The organism is uncultured Ralstonia sp. (assembly GCA_913056305.1).
Classification (GTDB): domain Bacteria; phylum Pseudomonadota; class Gammaproteobacteria; order Burkholderiales; family Burkholderiaceae; genus Ralstonia.
The window spans coordinates 1-9,922 of record CAJXMR010000177.1; the positions used below are offsets into that span (position 1 = coordinate 1).

The window sequence follows — 9,922 nt, forward strand, 5'->3', positions numbered from 1 at the left end:
ACAGGTCTTGCCAGCCGTGCCAGGTGTCCAGGCCGACGAGCTGGTCGGCGCCCATGAGCCAGGCCATGGACGTTTCCGGGCCGTACAGGGCGCGCAGCTCACGCACCGTGTCGATGGTGTAGCTGGGGCCGTGGCGCTCGACTTCCATGTCGCTCACATGCACGCGGGCACGACCGCTGCGTACGGCGCTTGCCGCCAGTTCGGTCATGGCAAAGCGTAGCGGGGCGGGCGTGATGTCGGCGGCTTTCTGCCACGACACGCCGGTCGGGATCCACAGCAGTTCGTCCAGGTCGAGCCGGGCGATGCACAACTCCGCCAAAGCGATATGGCCGACGTGCGGCGGATCGAAGGTGCCGCCGAGGAGGCCGAGGCGATAGGGACGGCCGAGATTGGGGAGCTTCATACCCAGTCGCGCGCCGGCAGGAAATCGGTGTACAGCGCCGCTTCCGGCGAGCCCGCTTCGGGCTGCCAGTCGTAGCGCCAGTTGGCCGCGGGCGGCATCGACATCAGGATCGACTCCGCGCGGCCGCCGCTTTGCAGGCCGAACAGCGTGCCGCGGTCGAACACCAGGTTGAATTCCACATAGCGGCCACGGCGATAGGCCTGGAACTCGCGCTCGCGCTCGCCGTACGGGGCGGCGTGGCGCTGCTCGGCGATGGGCAGCCAGGCGGGCAGGAAGGCGTCGCCGACGGAGCGCAGCATCTCGAAGCTGCGCTCGAAACCGAGTTCGGCGAAGTCGTCGAAGAAGATGCCGCCCACACCGCGTGCTTCCTTGCGGTGCTTCAGATAGAAGTAGTCGTCGCACCACTGCTTGAAGCGGGGGTACAGCTCATCGCCGTAGGGGGCGAGGGCGCCCTGGCAGGTGCGGTGGAAGTGCGTCGCGTCTTCAGTGAAGCCGTAATAGGGCGTCAGGTCCATGCCGCCGCCGAACCACCAGACCGGCTCGGCGTCGGCGCGCTGGGCGACGAAGCAGCGCACGTTCATGTGCACCGTTGGCACGTATGGGTTGCGCGGGTGGAAGACCAGCGACACGCCCATCGCCTCGAAGCCGCGCCCGGCCAGCTCGGGCCGGTTGGCGGTGGCTGACGGCGGCAGGGTATCGCCCATCACGTGCGAGAAGCCGACGCCGCCGCGCTCAAGCAGCGCGCCGCCTTCCAGGATGCGGGTGCGGCCGCTGCCGCGCAGGCGTTCGGTGGGCGGCTTTTCCCACGTGTCGGTGGCGAACGTGCCACCGTCGAGCGCGCCGACGGCGGTGGTGATGCGGTCCTGCAGTTCCAGCAGGTAGGCGCGGACGGCTTGGGTATCCATCAGATCGGGAGGGGCCGCCGTGGCGGCCGAGTCATGCGGTTGTCACCATTGTAGCGGGCGGGTCGCCTGGGCATGTCGGGGATCACCCTTGGTGACGGATACTGCGCCCGCCCAGTCATTGGGCGGGAGCGCGGTTCAAAAGGTTCTGGAAAGCGTAGCGAGCGGTTCGAGGTTGGCCCCGAATTTGCCAAATGCAGCGCAGCCGTACACGGGTACGGCGAGCATCGCAGGGCCAAGATCGGACCGCGCAGTAGCTTTACGGGGCCGTTTAGCGGCGGATGGCGCGGTGGCCGATGTCGGTCCGGTACTGGGCGCCGTCGAACTGGATCTGCTCGATGGCGTTGTAAGCGGCACGCTGGGCGGCCTTGACCGTATCGGCCAGACCGACCACGCACAGCACGCGGCCGCCGGTGGTGGTCAGTGCGCCGTCCTTCAGCGTGGTGCCGGCGTGGAAGGTGACGCTGTCTTCCGTCTCCTTCGGGATGCCGGTGATCACGTCGCCCTTGCGCGGCGCATCGGGGTAGCCGTGCGCGGCCATCACCACGCCCAGCGCGGTGCGGCGGTCCCAGTCCAGCTCCATGCCGTCGAGCTTGCCGTCGATGGCGCGGTCGAGCACGTCATACAGGTCGGTCTTCATGCGCGCCATGATGGGCTGCGTTTCCGGGTCGCCCATGCGGCAGTTGAATTCGAGCGTCTTGGGGTTGCCGTCGGCGTCGATCATCAGGCCGGCGTAGAGGAAGCCGGTGTAGGGGATGCCGTCCTTCTCCATGCCGCGGATGGTCGGCATGATGATCTCGCGCAGCGTGCGGGCGTGCAGCGTGGGCGTGACCACCGGCGCGGGCGAGTAGGCGCCCATGCCGCCCGTGTTGGGGCCGGCGTCGCCGTCGAGCAGGCGCTTGTGGTCCTGGCTGGTGGCCAGCGCCACCACGTCCTTGCCGTCGCACACGACGATGAAGCTGGCTTCCTCGCCGGCCAGGAATTCTTCGATGACCACGCGCGCGCCGGCATCGCCCAGGCGGTTGTCGGCCAGCATCATGTCGATGGCGCCGTGCGCTTCTTCGGCCGTCATCGCCACGACCACGCCCTTGCCGGCCGCCAGGCCGTCAGCCTTGATGACGATGGGTGCGCCTTCCTGGTCAATGTAGGCATGCGCTTGCGCTGCGTTGCGGAAGGTCTGGTACTTGGCGGTCGGGATGCCGTGGCGATGCATGAACGCCTTGGCGAAATCCTTCGACGATTCGAGCTGCGCAGCAGCCTGGGTCGGCCCGAAGATGCGCAGGCCCTTGGCGCGGAACAGGTCGACGATACCGGCGGCCAGCGGCGCTTCCGGCCCCACCACGGTGAAGTGGATGCCTTCGCGCTCGGCAAACGCGGCCAGCACTTCCGGATCGGTGATCGGCACGTTCTGCAGGCGCTTGTCGAGCGCCGTGCCGCCATTGCCCGGGGCCACGTACACCACCTGCACCTTGGGCGAGCGTGCCAGCTTCCATGCCAGGGCGTGTTCCCGTCCGCCCGAACCGACCACCATCACTTTCATGCTGTACCTACTCAAAGAATCGAAATCTGAAAAACAAAAACGGCGATCGTGAGGTCGATCGCCGTTATGTGCGCGTCTCGGGGCTTACTCACCGATGACCGCGTTGGTGAAGACTTCCTGCACGTCGTCGAGGTTTTCCAGGACGTCGAGCAGCTTCTGCATCTTGATTGCGTCGTCGCCGGTGAACTCGACTTCGGTCTGCGGCTTCATGATGACTTCGGCCAGCTCCGCCTTGAAGCCGGCGGCTTCCAGCGCGGCCTTGACCTTGACGAAGTCGTGCGGCGGGCAGACGACTTCGACCGAGCCGTCTTCATGGGTGACGACGTCGTCGGCGCCGGCTTCGAGCGCGGCGTCCATCAGCTTGTCTTCGGGCGTGCCCGGCGCATAGATGAACTGGCCGACGTGGTCGAACAGGAAGGCCACCGAACCCTGCGTGCCCATGTTGCCGCCGTACTTGTCGAACCCGTGGCGGACTTCGGCCACGGTGCGCGTGCGGTTGTCGGTCATGCAGTCGACGATCACGGCCGCGCCGTTGATGCCGTAGCCTTCGTAGCGGATTTCTTCGTAGTGCGCGCCTTCCAGGCCACCCACGCCGCGCTGGATGGCGCGCTGGATGTTGTCCTTGGGCATGTTGGCGTCGGTGGCCTTGTCCATGGCCAGGCGCAGGCGCGGGTTGGCGTCGGCATCGCCGCCGCCCAGGCGGGCCGCCACGGTGATTTCCTTGATGAGGCGCGTCCAGATCTTGCCGCGCTTGGCGTCGGCAGCGGCTTTCTTATGCTTGATGTTGGCCCATTTGGAATGACCGGCCATGGAATTCTCCGAAGCGGAAATGCAGGTGAGCGAGCATCGGGCGGCGAACTGAGGCCAAGTGCGACGCTCTATAATCGGTCGCGGATTTTAACACGCGCGACCCGCGCCGCCGCGTGCTTCCGCCCCCCGACCGATCCCCCCGTAGTACCCATGACCGATCCCATCCTGATTGCCAAGAACGCCAGCCACGAACTGGTGCTGCTGCCGCAACTCGCCAACCGCCATGGCCTCATCACCGGCGCTACCGGCACCGGCAAGACCGTCACCCTGCAGACGCTCGCGCAGGGCTTGTCGAAGCTCGGCGTGCCGGTCTTCCTGGCCGACGTCAAAGGTGATCTGACCGGCATCTCCCAGCCGGGCCAGCCGAATGACAAGCTCAAGGCCCGCCTGGAAGAGCGCGGCCTGCCCGAGCCGCAGTGGGCCGGTTGCCCCGTCACCCTGTGGGATGTGTACGGCGAGCGCGGCCACCCCGTGCGTGCCACCGTGTCCGACATGGGCCCGCTGATGCTCGCGCGCATGCTGGAGCTGAACGACATCCAGACCGGCGTGCTCAACCTCGTCTTCAAGATCGCGGACGATTCCGGCCTCGCCTTGCTCGACGCCAAGGACCTGCGCGCGATGCTGCAGCACGTCGGCGAGCATTCGGCCGAGTACACCAGCCGCTACGGCAACATCTCGTCGGCCAGCATCGGCGCCATCCAGCGCAACCTGATCGCGCTGGAGGCACAAGGCGCCGACCAGTTCTTCGGCGAGCCGATGCTCGACATCAACGACCTGATGCAGACGGTGGGCGGGCAGGGCGTGGTCAATATCCTCGCCGCCGACAAGTTGCTTAACGCGCCCAAGCTGTATGCAACCTTCCTGCTGTGGCTGCTCTCCGAGCTGTTCGAGCACCTGCCGGAAGTCGGCGATGTTGATAAGCCCAAGCTCGCCTTCTTCTTCGACGAGGCGCACCTGCTGTTCAACGACGCGCCGCCGTCGCTGCTGCAGAAGGTGGAGCAGGTGGTGCGGCTGATCCGCTCCAAGGGCGTGGGCGTGTATTTCGTCACGCAGAACCCGTCCGACGTGCCCGACACCGTGCTTGGCCAGCTCGGCAACCGCGTGCAGCATGCGCTGCGCGCCTTCACGCCGCGCGACCAGAAAGCCGTCAAGGCAGCGGCGAGCACCATGCGCGCCAACCCCGCCTTCGACATGGAACAGGCCATCGGCGAGCTGGGCGTCGGCGAGGCGCTGATCTCGATGCTGGACGAAGCCGGCCGCCCCGAAGTGACCGAGCGCGCGTTCGTGGTGCCGCCCGCCTCGCGCATCGGGCCGATCTCCGACGATGAGCGTCGTGCGTTGATCGCCAATTCGCTCGTGGCCGGTCACTACGACACGCCGATCGACCGTGAATCCGCCTACGAAATCCTGACCGGCCGCGTGGCGACCAGCGGCACTGCGCCCGCGCCGGCTCCGGGTTCCCTCGGCACGGATTTCGGTGCGTCAGCGGGCCCGGCACCGGCGCCTGCACCTGCCCCGGCGCAAGCGGGCAAGGGCGGTGGTATCGGCGGCTGGCTCGATACGGCTGGCTCGATCCTGACCAGCGGCACGGGCCGCAGCGGGCGTGGCGATTCGATCGTGGAAGCGCTCGCCAAGTCCGCAGCGCGCAGCATCGGCTCGCAGGTCGGTCGCGAGATCGTGCGCGGCGTGCTGGGCAGCCTGTTGGGCGGGTCGAAGCGGCGCTGAGCGTTTCGTTTCTTCCGCACTAAAGAAAACAGCCGGACATGCCGGCTGTTTTCGTTTGTGTTGCGTGTTGCCCGATCAGTTCTTCGTGCCGAACAGCCGGTCGCCCGCATCGCCCAGGCCGGGGATGATGTAGGCGTTCTCGTTCAGGTGCGAATCGAGCGAGGCGACGAACAGCTTCACGCCCGGATGCGCCTGCTGGAACACCTCCACGCCTTCCGGCGCGGCCACCAGCGCAACGAAGATGATGTGCTCGTCGGGCACGCCGCGCTTCTTCATCACGTCAAGCGCGTGCACGGCGGAGTAGCCGGTGGCGACCATCGGATCGCACAGGATGAAGGTGCGCTCTTCCACGTCGGGCAGGCGCACGAGGTATTCGACCGGGCGATGGTGTTCGTCGCGATACACGCCGATATGGCCGACGCGTGCCGACGGGATCAGCTCCAGCAGCCCATCACTCATGCCCACACCCGCGCGCAGCACCGGCACCACGGCCAGCTTGCGGCCAGCGATGACGGGCGCTTCCATCGGGCCCATCGGCGTGTCGATGTGCCGGGTGGTCAGCGGCAGGTTGCGCGTGATCTCGTAGCCCATCAGCAGCGTGATCTCGCGCAGCAGCTCGCGGAACGTGCGCGTGGACGTGTCCTTGTCGCGCATGTGCGTGAGCTTGTGCTGGATCAGCGGGTGATTCAGGATGAAAAGATTGGGAAAGCGCGGATCTTGTTTCATGGCGGCGAGAGATTCGGATATGAGGCGCATTGTACCGGCGCGCCCCGGGGCCGACTGTCAGGAGATGCCTCAGCGCCGGCCGCGCATCAGCAGCAGATAAACGACTGACGAAACCGCCAGCCCCACGAACCAAGCATACGTGTACAGCGCTTCGAACACACCCGGCACGCTGGCGATGAATCCCGCCTGCTTGAAGAAGCCCGGCAGATTGGGCAGCACGCCGATCAGCAGTGCGACGATGGCGCGGCTGTTCCAGCCGTTGCCGTAGCCGTATTGGCTGTCGAGGCGGAACAGGTCGCCGGTCTTGAGCACGGTGCGGCGCACCAGGAAGTAGTCGACCATCATGATGCCGGCCACCGGGCCAAGCAGCGCGCCGTAGCCGACCAGCCACGTGAAGATGTAGCCCTTGGTGGTCTCCAGGATCTTCCACGGCATCATCGCCAGGCCGATGCCCGCCGTGATGTAGCCGCCGATGCGGAACGAGATGCGGTGCGGCGCCAGGTTCGAGAAGTCATACGCCGGCGACACCACGTTGGCAGCGATGTTAGTCATCAGCGTGGCCGTGATCAACGCCAGCAGCGCGACGATGACCGACGGGCCCGTCATCTTGCCCGCCAGCGCGACCGGGTCCCAGATGGCCTGGCCGTAGATCACCACCGTCGACGAGGTCACCAGCACCGCCACCAGCGCCAGCAGGGCCATCGGCCCGGGCAGGCCAACCGCCTGGCCGACGAGTTGGTCACGCTGGCTGCGCGCGAAGCGGGTGAAGTCGGGAATGTTCAGCGCCAGCGTCGCCCAGTAGCCGACCATGGCGGTCAGCGACGGCCAGAAGAAGCCCCAGAACTGGCCGGCGCGCTTGCCGCCTTCTGCAAACGCCGACGGCGCGGAGAGCATCGGCCCGAAGCCGCCCGCGTTGACGTACGCCCACCAGACCAGGCCCAGCGCGGCCAGGACCAGCAGCGGTGTCGCCAGCGCCTGGAAGCGCTTGATCGATTCGATGCCCTTGGTGATCAGCCAGATATGCAGGCCCCAGAACAGCACGAAACAGAACGCCTGGCCGCCGTTGATGCCCAGGCCGGGAATCGTATTGCCCACCAGCGCGTTGTCGGTGATGACGTTGAGGATGGTGTAGATGGCCTGGCTGCCCAGCCAGGTCTGGATGCCGAACCAGCCGCATGCGACCACCGCGCGCAGCAGCGCCGGCAATTGCGCGCCGCGCACGCCGAACGAGGCCCGCACCAGCACCGGGAAGGGGATGCCGTACTTGGCGCCGGCATGGCCCACCAGCACCATCGGCACCAGCACGATCAGGTTGCCCAGGAACACCGTCAGCACGGCCTGCCACCAGTTCATGCCCTCGCTCATCAGGCCCGAGGCCAGCATGTAGGCCGGCACCGACACCACCATCGACACCCACAGCGCGGCGTAGTTGCCGGCCGTCCAGGTACGGCGCGCGGGCGCGGTGGGGTTGAGGTCTTCGTTCCAGAGGGTCGGGTCGGGTGTATCGGCGTGGCCGACGGGCAGGGCGGTGGCAGTGGCTTGGCTCATGGGGTGAGGTCGGGTCCGTTGTCGTTATGGTCTGGGCGGAATGCAGGCGGGATTGTACGGCGGCGTGGCACCGGGGCCGGGAATCCGGTGCCACGCCGCACCAGATGCAGCGCCGGAACGATTCGCCGAATTCACATACAATCGACGCGCTCTGCCAACCAGCCTTCGCGCACCTTCGCATGCGCCGCCCGCCTGCTGTGACCACCGCGTCCTCTGCGTCCCCCGCCACCACGCGCACCGCTGACACCAGCGGCCTGCTGCTCGCTTCCGTCGGCGCCGTGCTGTTCTCGGCCAAGGCCATCGTCGCCAAGCTCATGTATCGCTACCAGGTCGACGCGGTCATGGTGATCACGCTGCGCATGCTGCTGGCCGCGCCGCTGTTCATGGCGATGGGGTGGTGGCAGGCGCGCAAGGCCGCTCCGCTGGCCCCGGCCGACCGCTGGCGCATCGTCGGCTTGGGGCTGATCGGCTACTACCTCTCCAGCTTTCTCGACTTCCTCGGCCTGCAATACATCACGGCGGGGCTGGAGCGGCTCATCCTCTTCCTCACGCCGTCGTTCGTGCTGCTGATCACGGCGACGGTGTTCAAGCGGCGCATCACCGGGCTGCAGTGGCTGTCGTTGTCGCTGGCGTATGCCGGCATTGTGCTGGTGTTCGCGCACGATCTGCACCAGGGCGGCGACCACGTCTGGCTGGGCGGCGGACTGGTACTCGCGAGTTCCATCAGCTACGGACTCTATCTGCTGGCCAGCGGCGAGCTGGTCAAGCGCGTCGGCTCGATGCGGCTGGTGGCGTATGCGATGTGCGTGTCGACGGTGGCGTGCATCGTGCAGTTCCTGGTGCTGCGGCCGGTGTCGGCGCTGGTGCTGCCATGGCAGGTGTATGGGCTGTCGGCCATCAATTCGGTGTTCTGCACGGTGGCGCCCGTCACGCTCACGATGATGGCCGTCGCCCGCGTGGGCGCACCGGTGGCATCGCAGGCGGGCATGATCGGGCCGGTGTCGACGCTGCTGCTGGGCTGGTGGCTGCTGGGCGAGCCGATCACGCTGTGGCAGATCGCGGGCAGCGCACTGGTGCTGGCCGGCATGGCGCTGCTGTCGCGGCGCGGCAATCCAACCAAATAAGGGAGTCAGGCAGGATGGATCTGGGCTTGAAGGGCAAGCGCGCACTGGTGTGCGGCGCGAGCAAGGGGTTGGGCTTCGCTTGTGCCGATGCACTGGCGGCAGAGGGCGTGGACGTGGTGATCGTCGCGCGCGGTGCCGAGGCGCTGCTGGCGGCGGCGGACCGCATCCGCACCGCCCACGGCGTGCGCGTCGAGGCCGTGGCCACCGACATCACCACGCCGGAGGGCCGCGCCGAGGCGCTGCTCGCCTGCGAGCGCCTGGGCGGTTCGCCCGACATCCTCGTCAACAACGCCGGCGGCCCGCCCCCGGGCAACTTCCGCGATTGGGACCGCGAGGCGTGGACGGCCGCGCTCAACGCCAACATGCTCACGCCCATCGACCTCATCAAGGCGACCGTCGACAAGATGATCGAACGCGGCTGGGGCCGCATCATCAACATCACCAGCAGCGCGGTGAAGGCGCCCATCGACGTGCTGGGCCTGTCCAACGGCGCGCGCTCGGGCCTGACCGGCTTCGTGGCCGGCCTGGCGCGCGAGGTGGCCAAGCACGGCGTGACCATCAACAACCTGCTGCCCGGCCAGTTTGAGACCGACCGCCTCACCAAGACCTTCGCAGCCGGCGCCCAGCTGGCGGGCATCAGCGTGGAGGAGAATTTCGAGCGCAAGCGCCAGGGCAACCCGGCGCGGCGCTTCGGTCAGCCGGCCGAATTTGGCGCGGTGTGCGCGTTCCTGTGCAGCCAGCACGCCGGTTATCTGAACGCGCAGAACATCCTGCTGGATGGCGGCGCTTATCCTGGTACTTTCTGAATCGCGACCCATGACCACCGTCTTGCCCAAAACCGCGCCCGAGAGCGCGCCACCGAAACGCCGCCGCATCGCCCTGATCGCGCACGACCACAAGAAGGACGACATGGTCGCCTTTGCGCAGAACCACAAGGCCTTTCTGTTGGGATGCGACCTGCTGGCCACCGGCACCACCGGCGGCCGGCTGGAAGAGGAAGTCGGCCTGACCGTGCAGCGCATGCTGTCCGGCCCGTGGGGTGGCGACCTGCAGATCGGCGCGCAGCTGGCTGAGGGCCGCGTCGATGCGGTCATCTTCCTGCGCGACCCGATGACGCCGCAGCCGCACGAACCCGACATCAACG

The 9,922-nt window shown here is 67.3% G+C and carries 10 protein-coding genes; 4 read left to right on the top strand and 6 right to left on the bottom strand.

The window, feature by feature from the left end:
• From QZ609_RS20510 to QZ609_RS20525, 4 genes are all read right to left on the bottom strand, one after another.
• A partial coding sequence (locus QZ609_RS20510) for a nicotinate-nucleotide adenylyltransferase (RefSeq protein ID WP_295498858.1) occupies nucleotides 1-403 on the bottom strand: 403 nt, incomplete at its 3' end.
• Nucleotides 400-1,308 (bottom strand): oxygen-dependent coproporphyrinogen oxidase, encoded by a 909-nt coding sequence (hemF, locus tag QZ609_RS20515; RefSeq protein WP_295498860.1) that lies wholly within the window; start codon nucleotides 1,306-1,308, stop codon nucleotides 400-402. The genes QZ609_RS20510 and hemF, both read right to left, overlap by 4 nt.
• 268 nt (nucleotides 1,309-1,576) lie before the next feature.
• Entirely contained in the window at nucleotides 1,577-2,845 is a 1,269-nt protein-coding gene (purD, locus tag QZ609_RS20520) for a phosphoribosylamine--glycine ligase (protein ID WP_295498862.1), read from the bottom strand.
• Between the two features lie 84 nt (nucleotides 2,846-2,929).
• Nucleotides 2,930-3,655: a YebC/PmpR family DNA-binding transcriptional regulator gene (locus QZ609_RS20525; protein ID WP_295498864.1), complete on the bottom strand. Its 726-nt coding sequence runs from the start codon at nucleotides 3,653-3,655 to the stop codon at nucleotides 2,930-2,932.
• 150 nt (nucleotides 3,656-3,805) lie between these two features.
• On the opposite strand from QZ609_RS20525, the gene QZ609_RS20530 reads away from it, so the two are divergent.
• Complete coding sequence (locus QZ609_RS20530) at nucleotides 3,806-5,380, top strand: helicase HerA-like C-terminal domain-containing protein (protein ID WP_295498867.1); 1,575 nt, start codon at nucleotides 3,806-3,808, stop codon at nucleotides 5,378-5,380.
• A 75-nt stretch (nucleotides 5,381-5,455) separates the two neighbouring features.
• Here QZ609_RS20530 and upp read toward each other — a convergent pair whose 3' ends face one another.
• A complete protein-coding gene (gene upp, locus QZ609_RS20535) occupies nucleotides 5,456-6,106 on the bottom strand; it encodes a uracil phosphoribosyltransferase (protein WP_295498870.1) in 651 nt (216 codons plus the stop codon).
• A 69-nt stretch (nucleotides 6,107-6,175) separates the two neighbouring features.
• The gene (locus QZ609_RS20540) at nucleotides 6,176-7,654 is read right to left on the bottom strand and encodes an NCS1 family nucleobase:cation symporter-1 (RefSeq protein WP_295498872.1); all 1,479 of its coding nucleotides are present in this window, start codon (nucleotides 7,652-7,654) and stop codon (nucleotides 6,176-6,178) included.
• A 197-nt stretch (nucleotides 7,655-7,851) separates the two neighbouring features.
• Here QZ609_RS20540 and QZ609_RS20545 point away from each other — a divergent pair, with 197 nt between their 5' ends.
• From QZ609_RS20545 to QZ609_RS20555, 3 genes are all read left to right on the top strand, one after another.
• Nucleotides 7,852-8,778, top strand: coding sequence for a DMT family transporter (locus QZ609_RS20545; protein ID WP_295498880.1), 927 nt, complete (start codon nucleotides 7,852-7,854; stop codon nucleotides 8,776-8,778).
• A 14-nt stretch (nucleotides 8,779-8,792) separates the two neighbouring features.
• Nucleotides 8,793-9,584, top strand: a complete 792-nt coding sequence (locus tag QZ609_RS20550; protein ID WP_295498875.1) for an SDR family oxidoreductase — start codon at nucleotides 8,793-8,795, stop codon at nucleotides 9,582-9,584.
• A gap of 10 nt (nucleotides 9,585-9,594) precedes the next feature.
• On the top strand, nucleotides 9,595-9,922 hold a 328-nt coding region (locus QZ609_RS20555), incomplete at its 3' end, for a methylglyoxal synthase (RefSeq protein WP_295498878.1).

What these genes read in the sequence shown, in the direction of transcription:
- hemF (WP_295498860.1), bottom strand. Translation starts at nt 1,308, where the DNA reads ATGGATACCCAAGCCGTCCGCGCCTACCTGCTGGAACTGCAGGACCGC.
- QZ609_RS20550 (WP_295498875.1), top strand. Translation starts at nt 8,793, where the DNA reads ATGGATCTGGGCTTGAAGGGCAAGCGCGCACTGGTGTGCGGCGCGAGC.
- purD (WP_295498862.1), bottom strand. Translation starts at nt 2,845, where the DNA reads ATGAAAGTGATGGTGGTCGGTTCGGGCGGACGGGAACACGCCCTGGCA.
- QZ609_RS20525 (WP_295498864.1), bottom strand. Translation starts at nt 3,655, where the DNA reads ATGGCCGGTCATTCCAAATGGGCCAACATCAAGCATAAGAAAGCCGCT.
- QZ609_RS20540 (WP_295498872.1), bottom strand. Translation starts at nt 7,654, where the DNA reads ATGAGCCAAGCCACTGCCACCGCCCTGCCCGTCGGCCACGCCGATACA.
- QZ609_RS20530 (WP_295498867.1), top strand. Translation starts at nt 3,806, where the DNA reads ATGACCGATCCCATCCTGATTGCCAAGAACGCCAGCCACGAACTGGTG.
- upp (WP_295498870.1), bottom strand. Translation starts at nt 6,106, where the DNA reads ATGAAACAAGATCCGCGCTTTCCCAATCTTTTCATCCTGAATCACCCG.